Origin of the sequence: Yoonia sp. I 8.24, assembly GCF_022096995.1 — a bacterium.
In the GTDB taxonomy this organism is placed as follows: domain Bacteria; phylum Pseudomonadota; class Alphaproteobacteria; order Rhodobacterales; family Rhodobacteraceae; genus Yoonia.
This window is the reverse complement of sequence record NZ_JACXGQ010000008.1, coordinates 87384-102167: the sequence shown is the minus strand read 5'-3', so window position 1 is coordinate 102167 and position 14784 is coordinate 87384. Positions and strand designations below refer to the sequence as shown.

Here is a 14784-nt window from a genome sequence, read left to right as displayed (position 1 = left end):
TAACCACGAATTGTCTTAGTGCTTAGCAAAGGGGGAAAACGGTGCAAGCTATCTTTGGCATTGCGGGCAAAAGAAACTTGAGCGTCCCGATTGCACGATTCGCTGAATTGTCTTTTGACATTCTGGTGTTACGCATGATTTCCCCTCTTGTCCGTAGACCTGAAAAACATGCTGAAAATATCCCAACTCACCGTCGGATTGTCGAAAATCGCGCAAAGATGACCCGCCAGCGGCGATTGCTTCGGAGAGGACATCCCTGATTAACGGCACCAGAGTAGCGATGCGGCGGGCACTAATTTGTCCTGCTTTGCGTTTGGGGTGAATGCCGGCACGAAAGAGGACCTCGCAGACATAGATATTGCCCAGTCCCGCGACGATTCGTTGATCAAGTAGGGCGGTTTTGATTGCGGTATTCTTCCCCTTCATCCGGTCAATCAGATATGTTTCGTCAAATGCATTGCCCAAAGGTTCCGGGCCAATATCGCGGATTAACCAGTGGTCCTCTTGGGCCGCCGTGTCCAACAGGTCCATCGCCCCAAAACGACGCGCATCGTTAAATGTCACCCGCGCCCCGTTTTCCATATGCAGCACAACATGATCATGCTTGGCAGGCACGGGGTGCGAATGATGGAATTCTCCGATTTTCACGCCAGACACCAGCATCCGGCCCGACATGCCCAAGTGGATAAGCAACGTTTCACCGCTATCCAAATCCACAAGAATATATTTTGATCGCCGCCTTAGGCCCAAAACACGGGTATCTTTCAACCGCGTCGCCATATTCTCAGGAAACGGCCAGCGCAGATCAGGGCGGTTCACATCCGCGGCCACGATCATTTGGCCTTCCATCGCAGGAGCAATCCCAGCTTTGACGGTTTCCACTTCGGGCAGTTCGGGCATTATGACTCACTGTTCTTTTCGATTTGCGCGTGCGCATAGGTCAGAAACGGGCGAATGCCGATAAGGTATTTCAACACCTCGACTTTCTTTCCATCTGCCGTGCGCACAATATACGCGTAGTGCCCGTTGTCACGCAGCGAGACGATATCGCGCCACGCAAAATCAACCTCGCGGAAAAACCAATCTTTGTGAATAACCCCATGCTGGTCGTAACGAAGTTCATACAAGTTCGTATACAGCAGGCTATAAGCAACAACTGCGCTCACGACCTCTTTTAGATAGGGGGCATCAGGCACATAATCTGCGCCGTTTAGCCAAACCATCCAAAGCAGTGTCCCGCTCACCCCAAGGCTGATCAGCCGCAACCCAATTGTCGGATGCAAAACCGTTTCATTTAGCGACTGCTGCGGCGCGGCGTTTTTTCCAACACCCGCGATTAAACTAATATCAGTGGGCAGATTACCCAATTGTGTCTTAGCAAGCCGAGTTTGGGTAACCTCGCGGCCGCTGCTGTCGCGCACGTTGGTGAGGCCGTTCGCCCGTTTTTTGAAACGGAACCATAGGTAATAGCCCCCGCCAAGCACCACCACCCAAAAAATGATCCCAAAAACGCTAAAAAATGATCCCAGCATGGTTGTTCGGTCCCCCGTGGCAGATTGACAGTTTGTCTATTGCCTCAACTGCGTATAACCCATTTGGGACAGTATTCGGGCGAAAGATTGACATGACCGGCAAGCCAGAGACAACCACCCATTTTGGGTTCGAAACCGTACCAGAAGGCGAAAAAGCAGGCCGCGTGCAAGGCGTGTTTTCGTCAGTGGCAAGCAAATACGACATCATGAATGATGTGATGTCCGTGGGCATCCACCGCGTTTGGAAAGACGCGATGATGGATTGGTTGGCGCCGCGTCCCGGCCAACGGCTGCTAGATGTGGCGGGTGGAACGGGCGATATTTCGTTCCGCTTCTTGAAACGCGCCGGGCACGGGCATTCGACCGTGCTTGATATTACCGAATCCATGCTGGTCGAGGGCCGCAAACGCGCAGAAGCCGAACGCATGTCAGACAGCCTGGACTGGGTTGTCGGCGACGCGATGGCCCTGCCTTTTGATAACAACACATTTGACGTTTACACAATCAGCTTTGGCATTCGCAACGTGACCCGCCCCCAAGAAGCGCTGAACGAAGCTTACCGTGTGCTCAAACCAGGCGGACGTTTGATGGTTCTGGAATTCAGCCAACTGCCGAATCCGATGATGCAGGCCGCATATGACGCCTATTCGTTTAACGTCATCCCACGCATGGGGCAGCTGATTGCGGGCGACCGTGATAGTTACCAATATCTCGTCGAATCGATCCGCAACTTCCCTGACCAAGACACATTCTTGGGGATGCTACGCACTGCGGGCTTTGGAAATGCGAAATATCGCAACCTCTCGTTAGGCATTGCGGCGCTGCATTCAGGCTGGAAACTGTAATATGCGCGGACCTCACAACATTATCCGCCTGGTCAGAACGGGTGCGACGTTTGAACGAACGGGCGCGATGAAGGTTGTTCTGGACGCATTAGACGCGGGGCCGGTTCTGCGTATCGCGTTGCGTGTTTTGGTCTGGCCGTTTCAATGGCTTGGCTACAAGGGTGATATGTCGATGCCCCCCGCGACAAGGGCACTGACAGCACTTGGTCCCGCCTATATCAAATTTGGCCAAGTTCTTTCGACTCGCCCGGATGTGGTCGGCAACGATATGGCGCAACAACTACGGGTCTTGCAGGACCAGCTTCCGCCGTTTTCAATGGCTGCGGCTAAGGCCGCGATCCAAAGTGAACTAGGCGCATCAACCGATGATCTGTTCACTACATTTTCGGAACCCGTCGCCGCCGCATCATTGGCCCAAGTCCACAAAGCACATTTGGCAGACACCGGCGAAGCCGTCGCCGTAAAGGTCCTGCGTCCCGGCATCGAAAAAGCGTTTCGCAAAGACATCGACGCCTTCTACTTTGCGGCCCGCGCGATCGAGTTTCTTTCCCCATCTTCGCGGCGCTTGCGCCCCATAGATGTGGTCACCCATTTCGAAGGCATTGTGATGGGCGAGCTGGATTTGCGGTTGGAAAGCTCTGCCGCGGCAGAGTTCGCGACCAACACCGAAGGTGACGAAGGCTTTCAAGTGCCGCGGATACGGTGGCACCTGTCCAGCCGTCGTGTGATGACGCTTGATTGGGCGGAAGGTGCGAGTATTGGCGATAATTCAGCGCTTGACGCTGCCGGCCTTGACCGCAGTGTTCTTGCCACACGGGTGCTGCAGCTGTTTCTTAACCAAGCGTTGCGCGACGGTTTTTTCCACGGCGACATGCACCAAGGCAATCTAAAAGTCGCTGCGAACGGCGATATCATTGCCTATGATTTTGGGATCATGGGGCGGATTGATGAATACACCCGCCGGGTCTACGCCGAGATCCTCTTTGGGTTCATTCGCAAGGATTATCAGCGCGTTGCCGAGGTCCATTTCGAAGCCGGCTATGTTCCGGCGGACCAAGATGTCGACGAATTTGCCCGTGCGTTGCGCGCTGTGGGCGAGCCGATATTTGGAATGGATGCCAGCCATATTTCTATGGCCCGCTTATTGAATTATCTCTTTGAAGTGACCGAACGTTTCGGCATGGAAACCCGTACCGAATTGATTTTGCTACAAAGAACCATGGTTGTTGTTGAAGGTGTCGCCAGGTCACTCGATCCCCATATGAACATTTGGCAAGATGCTAAGCCCGTTGTCGAAAACTACATAAAGCAGAGCATTGGGCCAAAAGCACTGCTGCGTGACCTCGGCAAAACCATGATGATCTTGTCCCGGTTTGGACCGCAATTGCCCCGCATCGCCGAAGAGGCCCTGATCCGCCGTAACAACCCAACGCCCCCCCCTGCGCAAAACACGATCGCCGATGGCATAAAATGGATGCTTCTTGGTGCTGGGCTCGTCGGGTTTGGGGTATGGATCAGTGCGGTTCTTTAGGCTTCCGGATCACGCAACGCGCTGACCTGCGATGTCGCAACGGCGACATCACCTTCTAGGATCAGTATCGTCTCGCCTGCCTGCGCACGTACTTCGGTGACGGTACTATACACTTCCACCGCGTCTTGGGTCAGAATTTCACCATCAAGTGAGCTCGTCAGTTCGAAAGAATAGAGCCCATCTGCGAATGGGTAGCCGCCTGTATCCACACCTGCCCATTCAATCGGATCAGCACTGATCGGAACCTCAAAACGCTGCACCTCAACCCCCAACTCATTGCGCACGACGACTTCGGCATGATCAGCGAGTGCCGCTGGGTTCGGTGACAATGTGACGGGCTGGCCATCAAAATACGCAGGTGTCGCGGCGCGCGCTTCTTTGCCAACCCAAGCTGCCATATCGGCAAGCCCGCCTGACGTTAACTGCGCGCTCAGCGCTTTGAGCAGGTCATTTGTCATTACCGCCTGTTCAACCCCCGAAAAGGTTGCAAGCTGCGTCGCATAATCGGTTGAATCGACCGGATTGAGCGGGTCCTGATTTTGCATTTGCACCGTCAACATGTTGAGAAACATTTCAAAATCCGCGCTGATACCGGTTGTCGTCGCGGCGGACGACGTGGCCGTTGTCGCAGTAGTCTGTGTCGTGTCGGTTATTTCCATGGAAGGCTCCTATAGTTTGATATCCAAGCCGCTTGTGCCTACGATCTGAATTTCTTGCTGAACTGAGACCTCTTCGGCATCGTCGGCTTGATCATATGAACCGTCAGTTTCACGCTGCTCCGACTGCGAAGCATTTTCACGCTGCCCAAAGGAAAACGAGATGTCATTGTAACCAAGTTCCCGAAACTCTTGGCTCAGCGTCTCAATATGCTTGCGCAGAAGGTCCGTTGTTTCTTGGCGCTCTGCGGAGACAGTCAATGTAATGGCCGCATCGATCACGGACATTGTCATTCGCACGCGCCCCAGCTCTTCGGGGTTAAGCGAGATTTCGGTGGGGCGGCCTGCCCGCTCTGTCACTGCAACAGCGATCTGCGATGCAACATGACGCGCCGTATCGACCTGCGTTGACACCGACGGCTGGCTTACAAGCGCTTGGGTCTGCACCGCGCGATCTGCATGCGCGACAAACAAAGGTTCAATTTCGGTAGGCACTGCGGGAACATATGCAGTAGGCGTTTCTCGTTGAAATGCCGCGACAATAGGTGCCGTCATTGCGGGATGAGCCGCGCGTGAGACAAGATCATTTTGCGAAGCTGGGGCCAATTCCTGCAACTGCCGCCTTGATACAGGTCGGCTTTGATCCGCCACCGGTGAATTCTGACCCTGTTCGGGTTTGATCTGCGTGAGTTTTGACGCGTCTAGACCGGCCCCTTGCACTGTTTTTGGGGCTTCCAGTCCCTCAATTGGTGATGTTTTCTGTGTATCAAAACGACCGTCGCGCACCATCTTTAACGTATCTTGCGGATCAGTTTGCGGCCCGGCCACAGTTTGTGGAATGTCCTTAACCCTGCGCGTAACCGATTGCTCTGCCGAAAGTATTAGCTGTCTTTCAAGGACAAGCCGTTCATGTGTCTCAGGTGCCTCATTCGGCGGAGTCTTTATGGCAATACCGTCTCGCGAAATTGGCCCATTCTCAATGGGCGCAGAACTGGCAGCAGGCTTGACCTCAATTTGCTGTCCTTCACCGCGCCCCATGTTTGGCGGCATCGGATGCGCAACCGCGCCCAATATTTCACCAAGCGAAATATCATCATCCTGATCTAGGCTGATCTCGGCCGCCTCTGGCGCAACGGCAACCTCGGCCTGTTCCGTATCTTCACCACCTTCACCCGCCGTAAGCCCATTTAACAAGTCGGCGAACGTCAACGCCTCATTAGCAACCGCAAGGGGTTCGCCATGGGTTGGGGTCAGCGCAATGGTATTGGCCGCTTCTGGCTGCAAGACGGGTATCATCGGCTCTCCGATTGAATTTATTTACCCGCTCTTTTTCGCCGCAAATACTTACTGATTGTTTACCGATCGCTGGCAAGGTGAAAAAAATTTACGGAGAACCCGATGACAACCACGCCAGTGTTACCTGCCCCCCGACCGGCGCCCACCTTGCCTGACTACATACAAAACGATGCGAAACTGCATGCGGCCGCGCAGCAACTTGAGGTATCGTTTTTGGCCGAAATGCTAAAATCCACTGGGCTTGGCACCCAAGTCAACGCGTTCGGAGGCGGTGCTGGAGAAGAACACTTTGGATCGTTCCTGCGCGAAGCTCAGGCAAATGAGATGGTAAAATCGGGGGGGATCGGCCTTGCCGAGGCTTTATTTGAGGCAATGAAAGCAAAATGGCATGCATGATTCTGTTGTCACGTCACTTTTTACGACACTTGAGAAGGAACGTGCCGCGCTCCTATCGGGAAAATTCCACTTGCTCCTTGCGCTCGAAGAAACAAAATCGGCGCAGCTTCAAGACCTTGAAAACCGGCAACCCACGACAGCAAACCTGCAAGCGATTCGCCGTGGGCTCTCTGAAAATCAGCGTTTGTTTGCTGCTGCAATTGCTGGGATTAAATCTGCGCGAAACCGTATTGGTGCGCTGCAGAACGTGCGCTCGGGGCTACATGTTTATGATGAATCCGGGGCAATGGCGACCGTTGCAATGCATCAACCTGCAATCGAAAAGAAAGCTTAAATTGGATCAAATTTTCGGCTTTTCAGTGACCGGCGTTAACGCATTGTTTATCGAAGTTTGGTCACTTAGCGACACCGCCAAAACGGCTAACTGCCCACCCAATACGGCGCAGCATATATCGTCAGAATGACGTTTCATTCCGTGGAATATTCCACGGTTTCCTGAATAAACCCGGCGCAAAAGCGCCCATCAAATAGGACCATGAAACATGTCCAGTATTCTGACAAACAACAGCGCAATGGTTGCGCTACAAACGCTTAAATCAATCAATAACGATCTTTCAAAGACGCAGTCGATGATCTCGACCGGTCAAGAAATTTCCTCTGCGAAAGACAATTCCGCCATCTGGGCGATTTCAAAGGTCATGGAATCCGACGTGGCCGGGTTCAAAGCCATTTCAGATAGCCTCGCTCTCGGCGAATCTACCGTCGCGGTTGCCTCTGCAGGTGCAGAACAGATCGTTGAGACGCTCAAAGAAATGAAGGAACTGGCGGTTGCGGGACAATCTGAAAACGTAGACTTTACCAAAATCCAGGCCGATATGGATGAAAAGGCCGCGCAGATCGCTTCGGTCGTCGCTGCGTCACAATTTAACGGCGCCAACCTATTGGCAACAGATGTCGACGGGAATGGCGGCACCGGGCTGAACGTTTTGTCTTCGCTTGACCGTGTCGGGACAGCAGCGCCAACGCCAACGCTCATCACCGTCGATAGCGTTGATTTTGAAGCCAATGTTGATCTTGTAAGTAACCTTACTGCGATCACTGATACCGCCACCGCCGCCACAGCATTGGGTGAACTTGAAGTCTTCCTCACAACGGCCATTGACGGTGCTGCGGCTTTGGGTGCTTCGGCGAAACGTATCGACAGCCAGAATGACTTCGTCAGCAAATTGTCCGACGCGTTGAAATCTGGGATCGGCACAATGGTCGATGCTGACATGGAAGAAGCATCAGCCCGCCTGCAAGCGTTGCAAGTACAGCAGCAACTCGGTGTGCAATCTCTGTCGATCGCAAACGAAGCACCACAGACGATCCTGTCGCTGTTCCGGTAAAATAATGCGTTGGCGCCGTAAAAGTGGCGCCAACGTACAATTCGCCGCGGAAAACCCGCGTCTCGTTCGAATTCGTGCCGGAAGGACATCACGTGAACGTCATCGATCAAGCTCGGCAGGCATATGCCCCAACACAAATCTCTATCAGGACAAACCGCTCTGTCGAAGCGCAGCTCGTCAGCCAAGTCACAGCAAGACTGCGCGTGGCAGGGTCTCATCAGGCAGACAACTTCTCGGGTCTCGTAAGCGCTGTTCACGATAACCGCCGTATGTGGACAACATTGGCTGTTGACGTCTCTGGCAACGAAAACGCGCTTCCCAGCAAGTTACGCGCACAAATTTTCTACCTTGCAGAGTTCACAGAACATCATAGCCGCCGCGTCTTGCGCCGCGAAGCAGATGTCAGCGCGTTGATTGACATTAACACTGCAGTCTTACGCGGTCTCAATGGACGGGGGGCCACGTAATGTCTGGTCTTGTTCTCAAGCTAAACCCAAAGGAACGCGTGCTGGTAAACGGCGCTGTCATCGAAAACGGCGACCGACGAAGCCGCCTGTCGATCTTGACACCCAACGCGAATATTTTGCGATTGCGGGATGCAATCCGGCCGGACGAAGTGAACACCCCAGTAAGGCGGGTTTGCTATATCGCGCAACTCGTGCTGTCAGGCGACGTAGAAGAGCCCGACGCGCGCCTTCAAATGATGCGCGGCATCGAACAATTGAGCCAAGCCCTGCGCGATGAGGACAGTCGCCAACATCTTGATGCAGCCACAAATGCGGTCGCGAAAAACGATTTTTATAGGTCATTGAAAGCACTCAGAAATTTACTACCTCGCGAGGCGCGACTTCTTGCGGGTAACCCAGCATGACGTTTCAGCCAATCCTTCCCAATACGGGCTACAGCGGGTGGATATTTCTCGATCGCACCATGGAAACACAGCAAGAGACCTTTTCAAAGGGTCAGGCCATTGTGCGCGATACAGACTACTTCGCACAAAACATCGGGGCAATATCTACTGCAGAAGAACTGGTTGATGACCCGCGACTGCTGCGGGTCGCGTTGGGCGCGTACGGCCTAGACGACGATGTAAATAGCCAATTTTTCATCCGGAAGATCCTTGAGGAAGGCACCACATCAGATGATGCACTTGCCAACCGGTTATCAGACAGCCGATACGCCGATTTTAGTGCAGCCTTTGGGCTAGATGGCCAAACGCCGCCGACAACCCAGACCTCTGGGTTCGCCGAAAACATCATAGCCCGCTATGAGGTACGTCAGTTCCAACAAGCTGTTGGGGAACAAGATAACGACCTACGCCTCGCGATGAGCGTTCAAGATGGTGTCTCCGACATTCTCGCGAATAACACGACAAGCGACGGCCAATGGTACTCGATTCTGGGTAATGCCCCGATGCGCAGCGTTTTTCAAACCGCACTTGGGCTGCCCGAAAGCAGCTCAAGTATTGATCTTGAACGCCAGTTAGAAATTTTCCAAACGCGTGCCGAATCTATGTTTGGCACAGATGAGTTGGCCGATTTTGCGGAACCCGAACTACAAGAGAAGCTTATTCGCATGTTCCTGATCCGGTCCGAGGCCGCAAATATCGCCTCGTTCTCTGGCAGTTCAACTGCTCTGACGCTGCTCCAATCGACGTCTTCGTTTTACTAGCGCGCCGTGGCTAGGATCCTGCGCCTAAATCATCTTGCTTCATTTTGTGCACTGCAGTGTTCATTGCTTGCCTTAGCTTCGCAAAATGCGCTAAAGACTCGCGCCCGTCGTTGATTGACAAAAACTGGTCAAGTGCCGGTACACAGGCAATCGCGGCATCAAGTTTGGGGTCGGACCCTGCGGAGTAAAGGCCAGACTGAATCATCAACTCAGAACGTGCGTAAGCGCCGAGGTGCGCGCGCGCCTGGCCAATCAATGCATTTTCTTGGGGCGTCGCCGCGTCAGGAAGTGAACGTGAGACGGACCGGAGCACGTCAATTGCCGGAAAGCGGCCACGCTCTGCGATCTCGCGATCCAACACAACATGACCATCAAGCACTCCGCGCAACATATCTGCGACCGGTTCGTCCATGTCGGACCCCGCGACCAAAACCGAAAAAACTGCGGTGATGTCGCCTGCGTCATCTGCGCCCGGCCCGGCCCGTTCGCACAGTGCGGCAATCGCAGGACCAGTTGACGCAGGAAAACCTCGCAGATTTGCAACCTCCCCGCCCGCGATGGCGACTTCGCGATGAGCCTCACAAAACCGGGTAACAGAATCGATCATGAGTAGAACTTGTTTGCCCTCGTCACGAAAATGCTCTGCAACTGCGGTTGCAGCCCAGGCACAGCGCCGCCGCACCTGCGGGGCACGCTCTGATGTTGCGGCCACAATGACCGCACGTTTCATTCCTTCAACGCCCAAAACGGCCTCAACAAAATGACGCACTTCGCGGCCCCGTTCGCCAACAAGCGCGATCACGATAACATCCGCGGTGACCCCACGCGCCAAATCGGCAAGTAATGTCGATTTCCCAACCCCGGACCCGGCAAAAAGCCCAATGCGCTGCCCCTGAACGATCGGTAGAAGCGTATTAAATGCGGCGAGCCCCGTTTCAAGCCGCGCCCCCATCGCGCGTCGTTGGTGCGGCGACGGTGGGTCGGCACGCATACGTCGCGGCACGGTGCCAGGTAATAGCGGCGCCCCATCGAGCGGGCGGCCGTCTGGGTCGATAACCCGCCCAATCCAACTCGCGTCAGGCGCAAAAACCGGCGGTCTTTCAAACACAACACGGTTCCCTAAACAGACCCCGTCAAGCGCGCCGACCAACAGCACATGAGTGCCGTTGGAATCGAGCCTGACGACCTCTCCGGCGATTTCGCGGGTATCGCTAAAGACGCGCGCACGGTCCCCGACAGTCGCCGAATCGCCCACGCCGCCCACCTGAACGGTACCGCCATGTACCCCCAATACACGTCCAACATTCCGGACAACCGATAGGTTTTCGACCGCGATCGTCATCTGTTGAAGGATATTTTGTGCCATTTTCTACGCCCTTCACTGTCTCACAAACCTCTTCTTAAGGAATCACCATTAATGCTTCGTTGAAACCAAACGTGGGAGAAGCCCCGGTGCATGAAACCTTAGATCTTTTCAAAACGGCCGCAGCGATGGCGCGCCATGCAGGTGCGCGGCAATCCGTTGTCGCCCGCAATATTGCAAATGCAGATACGCCAGGATTTCGTGCGCAAGATGTTCTGCCTTTTGAACAGGCTATGCAAAACACGTCGCATCAACTGCAAGTCACCCGGCCCGGCCATGTGACATCAGGTGAAAACATTTTTGCCACGCAGGTTATCACAACCGATGCAGAGCCATCCCCAAACGGCAACACTGTCGCTTTGGAGGATGAATTGCTGAAATCCGTCTCGGTCAGCCGGGACCACGACAAAGCAATTTCAATCTACCGCCACGCTATGACGGTGCTCCGCACTAGTCTCGGCAAAATGTAGGAGCTTGCCATGACAGATTTTAGTGAAGCCATGGCCGTTGCTACGAGCGGTATGAAAGCCCAAGCCAATCGCCTACGCCACGTGTCGGAAAACATCGCCAACACGGATACGCCCGGCTACCATCGCAAGACCGTTTCCTTTCAAGAGGTCGTCAACGCGGGTCATGCAACGGGGGCCGTGGAAACCGGACGGGTACAGCTTGATCAAACGGCACTGCCACGAATCTATGACCCGTCAAATCCGCTCGCCGACGCAACCGGTCATTTCGACGGATCAAACGTCAATTTACTGATCGAAGTCGCTGACGCCCGTGAAGCCCAGCGCAGTTACGAAGCTAACCTCAAAATGTTCGACCAAGTGCGGCAAATGTCATCCGCACTGATGGAACTATTACGCAAATAAGGAGAATCCCGATGAACATTAGTTCACTCGTTGCGCAAAATTATGCGGCCAGCAAGACCGCCACAGCACCAGAATCCGGTAGCGGCGAAAATGCCTTTATCGGCGCAGCAAATGATTTTATGGCCACTCTCAAGGCCAGCGAAAACACCGCCATGCAAGCAATGACGGGCGACGCTGACCCGCATGCATTGGTGACCGCGCTTGCGCAAACTGAATTGGCTGTACAAACGGCGGTGACCGTGCGCGACAAGGTTGTCGAAGCTTATCAAGAAATTCTACGGATGCCAGTCTAATGACCGAGGCGCTGTTCTACGACACGCTAAGGCATGGATTATGGACAGCTTTTGTCATTTCAATTCCAATCCTGACGGTCGCGTTGGTCACTGGATTGATCGTTGGTCTATTTCAGGCGCTGACCTCGATCCAAGAAATGACCCTGACATTCGTGCCCAAGCTTGCAGCCATCATTGGCACGTTTTGGATTACCATGAACTACATGTCTGAAACCCTTGTCAGCTTGTTTCAAGGCACGCTAATCCCAATCATTGCCGGAGGTTAATCATGGATAACGCTTCATATGCCGCGCTCACCCGTCAGTCCGGACTTATGCGTGAGATGCAGATCGTCGCGAACAATATCGCGAATGCCTCTACAACCGGGTTTCGCGCCGAAGATGTCATGTTTTCCGAACATATTAACGCACTTGGTCCCGATGCGGGTTCGCTATCGATGGCCACCGCTCGCGTACGCGACACGATCATGACTCAAGGCAGCTTAACCCAAACCGGCGGCACCTTTGATCTCGCTATTGAGGGCGACGGTTTTTTCGTTGTTGAGACACCGAATGGCCAGCGCCTAACACGTGCGGGTGCGTTTGGCCCCAATGAAAACGGTGATCTGGTCACCCCTGACGGCCACCCCGTCCTTGACGCGGGCGGCGCGCCTCTTTTTGTCCCGCAAGGCGCGGGTCCGATCGGTATTGGCGCAGACGGTACCGTTAGCGCCGGTGGACAGCCAATCGGTCAAGTCGGAGTCGTAACGCCTGACGATCCCAACCAGATGTTTCGCGAAAGCGGCGTACTGTTTGACGCACGTGGTGGATTTACCCCGGCGCCCGATGGGCGGGTTCTACAAGGGTTCCTAGAGGAATCAAACGTGAACCCCATCTTGCAGGTCAGCCGCATGATCGAGGTCCAACGTGCCTATGAGCTGGGGCAAGGCTTCTTGGATAACGAACACGAACGCATTCGCGGCGTCATTAAATCGATCCGCTAACTCAGGAGGACTACCATGCGCGCACTTGAAATCGCTGCCGCCGGCATGTCGGCGCAACAAACACGGGTCGAGGTAATTTCCAATAACCTCGCGAACATGAGCACGACCGGATACAATGCCCGGCGCGCCGAATTTGCGGATTTGCATTACCAACAGGTCGCACGCCCCGGCACCATAAACGCCTCTGATGGGACATCTCTGCCGACCGGAGTACAGCTTGGGCTTGGTGTGCGGACCACCGCAGTCTCTGTGATGCTTTCACAAGGATCAATCGCTGCAACCGGCGGTGATTTGGACGTCGCCATTGAGGGTGACGGTTACCTAGAGGTCACGATGCCATCTGGCATTTCTGCCTATACGCGTGACGGCGGGCTCAAACTGACCGGCGATGGGCAAGTCGTCACATCAGACGGCTACCCGGTCGTGCCCGACATCACAATCCCAAGCGATACGCGATCTTTGTCGATCAACGCCGAGGGCGAAGTGTATGGTTATTTTACTGATCAAGTGGAACCACAGTTGCTCGGCCAATTCACAATGGCCGGGTTCACCAACCCCAAAGGGCTAGAGGCGGTAGGGTCCAACCTATTTATCGAAACGCCCGCGTCCGGTCCATCGCTTGTGGGCACGCCTGGCGAAGATGGGCTAGGCACATTGCGGCAAGGGTATCTTGAAAACAGCTCGGTCGATCCCGTCCGTGAAGTCACTGATCTGATCGCCGCCCAGCGCGGTTACGAACTGAATTCAAAGGTCATTACGGCGGCAGACCAAATGCTTAGTTCAATGGTCCAGATCCGATGATCCGGCTCTGTCTGACGATTTGCTTGTTCACAACATCGGTCTGCGCCGAAACGGTTTTGGCCGCACGCACGATCCCGGCACAATCAACGATCATGCCCGAAGACATCATCGTTAACAGCCGCACGATACCAGGGGGCGTCGCCGATCCAAACGAGATAATCGGCATGGAAGCACGCGTTGCACTATACGCAGGCCGTCCAATTCGGGCAGGTGACGTTGGGTTTCCCGCGGTTGTCGAACGCAATCAAATCATTGCGCTCCATTACAACCAGCACGGTCTGGTGATTAGCACCGAAGGGCGTGCGCTTGGTCGGGCTGGGCCGGGTGACATCATTCGGGTGATGAACATCAGCTCACGTAGCACCGTCACCGCCCAAATCGGTGCTGACGGCGCCGCCTACGTATCTCGTTAGGAGACGACAATGCGCCGAATTCTAGGACTGTTGATTTGTCTTGCAGGGTGTTCAACCACGCCAATTGGGCGCGCGCCCGATTTCACCCCGCTTGAACACACCGCAGAGCGTCAAGCGATGTTCAACCCGAGCATGCCCGATCCCGTTGCATCGACGCGGCTTGGGCCGACGTCGCAAGCCTCGCTTTGGACGCGCGACCGCGGGTCGCTTTTGGGTGATCGGCGCGCAATGCAGCGCGGCGATATCATGACTGTCGTGATCGAAATCGATGATAGTGCTGAGATATCAAACTCTTCTGCCCGGTCCCGGTCTGGGTCACAGCAGGCAGGCATCTCGCAACTCGGCGGCATTCCACAGCGCGTTGATCCCCAACTGCCTGACGGGGCTTCGTTGGCCGATTTTGTCGACTTAAGCTCCAATAGCAGCGCATCGGGTGATGGCTCTGTGAGCCGCAACGAAAAATTGACACTGCGAGTTGCCGTAACGATTACGGACGTCCTGCCCAACGGCGTTCTCGCGATCACCGGCCAGCAGGAAGTACGGGTGAACTATGAATTGCGCGAGCTCATTGTCACCGGCTACGTGCGCCCAGAAGATATCACGCGTCAAAACGAAATCACCTACGACAAAATCGCCTCGGCACGCATTTCATACGGGGGGCGCGGGCAGATCACCGACATGCAGCAGCCCCGCTATGGACAGCAACTGCTTGAAAGCACGCTGCCATTTTGACCCGGCACGAAAG

The 14784-nt window shown here is 54.6% G+C and carries 21 protein-coding genes; 16 read left to right on the top strand and 5 right to left on the bottom strand.

Annotated elements, in window-relative coordinates:
• Positions 1-48: 48 nt before the first annotated feature.
• A complete protein-coding gene (gene mutM / locus Yoon_RS15395) occupies positions 49-900 on the bottom strand; it encodes a bifunctional DNA-formamidopyrimidine glycosylase/DNA-(apurinic or apyrimidinic site) lyase (RefSeq protein ID WP_238113393.1) in 852 nt (283 codons plus the stop codon).
• Positions 900-1532 carry a hypothetical protein gene (locus tag Yoon_RS15390; RefSeq protein ID WP_238113392.1) on the bottom strand — a complete coding sequence of 211 codons (633 nt, stop codon included), beginning with the start codon at positions 1530-1532 and terminating at the stop codon, positions 900-902. The genes mutM and Yoon_RS15390 overlap by 1 nt, the downstream gene beginning before the upstream one ends.
• Positions 1533-1624: 92 nt before the next feature.
• Between Yoon_RS15390 and ubiE the strand changes: the two genes are divergently transcribed.
• Together ubiE and ubiB are read left to right on the top strand one after the other, a co-directional pair.
• Positions 1625-2377 (top strand): bifunctional demethylmenaquinone methyltransferase/2-methoxy-6-polyprenyl-1,4-benzoquinol methylase UbiE, encoded by a 753-nt coding sequence (gene ubiE / locus Yoon_RS15385; RefSeq protein WP_238113391.1) that lies wholly within the window; start codon positions 1625-1627, stop codon positions 2375-2377.
• Position 2378: 1 nt separating this feature from the next.
• Positions 2379-3908 (top strand): 2-polyprenylphenol 6-hydroxylase, encoded by a 1530-nt coding sequence (gene ubiB, locus Yoon_RS15380; RefSeq protein ID WP_238113390.1) that lies wholly within the window; start codon positions 2379-2381, stop codon positions 3906-3908.
• Here the strand turns inward: ubiB and Yoon_RS15375 are convergent.
• Both Yoon_RS15375 and Yoon_RS15370 read right to left on the bottom strand, forming a co-directional pair.
• On the bottom strand, positions 3905-4567 hold the full coding sequence (locus Yoon_RS15375; RefSeq protein ID WP_238113389.1) for a flagellar hook capping FlgD N-terminal domain-containing protein: 663 nt from the start codon (positions 4565-4567) through the stop codon (positions 3905-3907). The two genes, ubiB and Yoon_RS15375, sit on opposite strands and share 4 nt — an antisense overlap.
• Positions 4568-4576: 9 nt before the next feature.
• Positions 4577-5860, bottom strand: a complete 1284-nt coding sequence (locus tag Yoon_RS15370) for a flagellar hook-length control protein FliK (RefSeq protein ID WP_238113388.1) — start codon at positions 5858-5860, stop codon at positions 4577-4579.
• A gap of 102 nt (positions 5861-5962) precedes the next feature.
• Here Yoon_RS15370 and Yoon_RS15365 point away from each other — a divergent pair, with 102 nt between their 5' ends.
• The 6 genes from Yoon_RS15365 (at position 5963) to Yoon_RS15340 (ending at position 9315) form a co-directional block, all read left to right on the top strand.
• A complete protein-coding gene (locus Yoon_RS15365; protein WP_238113387.1) occupies positions 5963-6256 on the top strand; it encodes a rod-binding protein in 294 nt (97 codons plus the stop codon).
• Complete coding sequence (locus Yoon_RS15360; protein ID WP_238113386.1) at positions 6249-6590, top strand: flagellar protein FlgN; 342 nt, start codon at positions 6249-6251, stop codon at positions 6588-6590. The genes Yoon_RS15365 and Yoon_RS15360 overlap by 8 nt, the downstream gene beginning before the upstream one ends.
• A gap of 208 nt (positions 6591-6798) precedes the next feature.
• Positions 6799-7644, top strand: a complete 846-nt coding sequence (locus Yoon_RS15355; RefSeq protein WP_238113384.1) for a flagellin — start codon at positions 6799-6801, stop codon at positions 7642-7644.
• Positions 7645-7736: 92 nt separating this feature from the next.
• Positions 7737-8111, top strand: coding sequence for a flagellar biosynthesis regulator FlaF (gene flaF, locus Yoon_RS15350; protein WP_238113382.1), 375 nt, complete (start codon positions 7737-7739; stop codon positions 8109-8111).
• Positions 8111-8515, top strand: coding sequence for a flagellar biosynthesis repressor FlbT (gene flbT / locus Yoon_RS15345; RefSeq protein ID WP_238113380.1), 405 nt, complete (start codon positions 8111-8113; stop codon positions 8513-8515). The genes flaF and flbT overlap by 1 nt, the downstream gene beginning before the upstream one ends.
• On the top strand, positions 8512-9315 hold the full coding sequence (locus Yoon_RS15340; protein ID WP_238113378.1) for a DUF1217 domain-containing protein: 804 nt from the start codon (positions 8512-8514) through the stop codon (positions 9313-9315). The genes flbT and Yoon_RS15340 overlap by 4 nt, the downstream gene beginning before the upstream one ends.
• Positions 9316-9325: 10 nt before the next feature.
• Here Yoon_RS15340 and Yoon_RS15335 read toward each other — a convergent pair whose 3' ends face one another.
• Positions 9326-10681, bottom strand: a complete 1356-nt coding sequence (locus Yoon_RS15335) for a FliI/YscN family ATPase (protein ID WP_238113376.1) — start codon at positions 10679-10681, stop codon at positions 9326-9328.
• Positions 10682-10767: 86 nt separating this feature from the next.
• Between Yoon_RS15335 and Yoon_RS15330 the strand changes: the two genes are divergently transcribed.
• The 8 genes from Yoon_RS15330 to flgH are packed head-to-tail and all read left to right on the top strand — an operon-like array spanning position 10768 to position 14771.
• Positions 10768-11148 (top strand): FlgB family protein, encoded by a 381-nt coding sequence (locus tag Yoon_RS15330; protein WP_238113374.1) that lies wholly within the window; start codon positions 10768-10770, stop codon positions 11146-11148.
• A 9-nt stretch (positions 11149-11157) separates the two neighbouring features.
• Positions 11158-11550, top strand: coding sequence for a flagellar basal body rod protein FlgC (gene flgC / locus Yoon_RS15325; RefSeq protein WP_238113372.1), 393 nt, complete (start codon positions 11158-11160; stop codon positions 11548-11550).
• Between the two features lie 11 nt (positions 11551-11561).
• Positions 11562-11843, top strand: a complete 282-nt coding sequence (fliE, locus tag Yoon_RS15320; RefSeq protein ID WP_238113371.1) for a flagellar hook-basal body complex protein FliE — start codon at positions 11562-11564, stop codon at positions 11841-11843.
• Positions 11843-12109: a flagellar biosynthetic protein FliQ gene (locus tag Yoon_RS15315; protein ID WP_238113370.1), complete on the top strand. Its 267-nt coding sequence runs from the start codon at positions 11843-11845 to the stop codon at positions 12107-12109. The genes fliE and Yoon_RS15315 overlap by 1 nt, the downstream gene beginning before the upstream one ends.
• A gap of 2 nt (positions 12110-12111) precedes the next feature.
• A complete protein-coding gene (locus Yoon_RS15310; protein ID WP_238113369.1) occupies positions 12112-12825 on the top strand; it encodes a flagellar hook-basal body complex protein in 714 nt (237 codons plus the stop codon).
• Between the two features lie 15 nt (positions 12826-12840).
• On the top strand, positions 12841-13626 hold the full coding sequence (gene flgG / locus Yoon_RS15305) for a flagellar basal-body rod protein FlgG (RefSeq protein ID WP_238113368.1): 786 nt from the start codon (positions 12841-12843) through the stop codon (positions 13624-13626).
• Complete coding sequence (gene flgA, locus Yoon_RS15300) at positions 13623-14039, top strand: flagellar basal body P-ring formation chaperone FlgA (protein WP_238113367.1); 417 nt, start codon at positions 13623-13625, stop codon at positions 14037-14039. The genes flgG and flgA overlap by 4 nt, the downstream gene beginning before the upstream one ends.
• Positions 14040-14048: 9 nt before the next feature.
• Positions 14049-14771 carry a flagellar basal body L-ring protein FlgH gene (flgH, locus tag Yoon_RS15295; protein WP_238113366.1) on the top strand — a complete coding sequence of 241 codons (723 nt, stop codon included), beginning with the start codon at positions 14049-14051 and terminating at the stop codon, positions 14769-14771.
• Positions 14772-14784 lie beyond the last annotated feature (13 nt).

Coding starts and splice junctions, on each gene's coding strand:
- Yoon_RS15355 (WP_238113384.1), top strand. CDS start 6,799: ATGTCCAGTATTCTGACAAACAACAGCGCAATGGTTGCGCTACAAACG.
- mutM (WP_238113393.1), bottom strand. CDS start 900: ATGCCCGAACTGCCCGAAGTGGAAACCGTCAAAGCTGGGATTGCTCCT.
- Yoon_RS15390 (WP_238113392.1), bottom strand. CDS start 1,532: ATGCTGGGATCATTTTTTAGCGTTTTTGGGATCATTTTTTGGGTGGTG.
- flbT (WP_238113380.1), top strand. CDS start 8,111: ATGTCTGGTCTTGTTCTCAAGCTAAACCCAAAGGAACGCGTGCTGGTA.
- Yoon_RS15360 (WP_238113386.1), top strand. CDS start 6,249: ATGCATGATTCTGTTGTCACGTCACTTTTTACGACACTTGAGAAGGAA.
- flgC (WP_238113372.1), top strand. CDS start 11,158: ATGACAGATTTTAGTGAAGCCATGGCCGTTGCTACGAGCGGTATGAAA.
- Yoon_RS15315 (WP_238113370.1), top strand. CDS start 11,843: ATGACCGAGGCGCTGTTCTACGACACGCTAAGGCATGGATTATGGACA.
- Yoon_RS15310 (WP_238113369.1), top strand. CDS start 12,112: ATGGATAACGCTTCATATGCCGCGCTCACCCGTCAGTCCGGACTTATG.
- Yoon_RS15370 (WP_238113388.1), bottom strand. CDS start 5,860: ATGATACCCGTCTTGCAGCCAGAAGCGGCCAATACCATTGCGCTGACC.
- Yoon_RS15335 (WP_238113376.1), bottom strand. CDS start 10,681: ATGGCACAAAATATCCTTCAACAGATGACGATCGCGGTCGAAAACCTA.
- ubiE (WP_238113391.1), top strand. CDS start 1,625: ATGACCGGCAAGCCAGAGACAACCACCCATTTTGGGTTCGAAACCGTA.
- flgH (WP_238113366.1), top strand. CDS start 14,049: ATGCGCCGAATTCTAGGACTGTTGATTTGTCTTGCAGGGTGTTCAACC.
- ubiB (WP_238113390.1), top strand. CDS start 2,379: ATGCGCGGACCTCACAACATTATCCGCCTGGTCAGAACGGGTGCGACG.
- Yoon_RS15340 (WP_238113378.1), top strand. CDS start 8,512: ATGACGTTTCAGCCAATCCTTCCCAATACGGGCTACAGCGGGTGGATA.
- flgG (WP_238113368.1), top strand. CDS start 12,841: ATGCGCGCACTTGAAATCGCTGCCGCCGGCATGTCGGCGCAACAAACA.
- Yoon_RS15375 (WP_238113389.1), bottom strand. CDS start 4,567: ATGGAAATAACCGACACGACACAGACTACTGCGACAACGGCCACGTCG.
- flgA (WP_238113367.1), top strand. CDS start 13,623: ATGATCCGGCTCTGTCTGACGATTTGCTTGTTCACAACATCGGTCTGC.
- Yoon_RS15365 (WP_238113387.1), top strand. CDS start 5,963: ATGACAACCACGCCAGTGTTACCTGCCCCCCGACCGGCGCCCACCTTG.
- fliE (WP_238113371.1), top strand. CDS start 11,562: ATGAACATTAGTTCACTCGTTGCGCAAAATTATGCGGCCAGCAAGACC.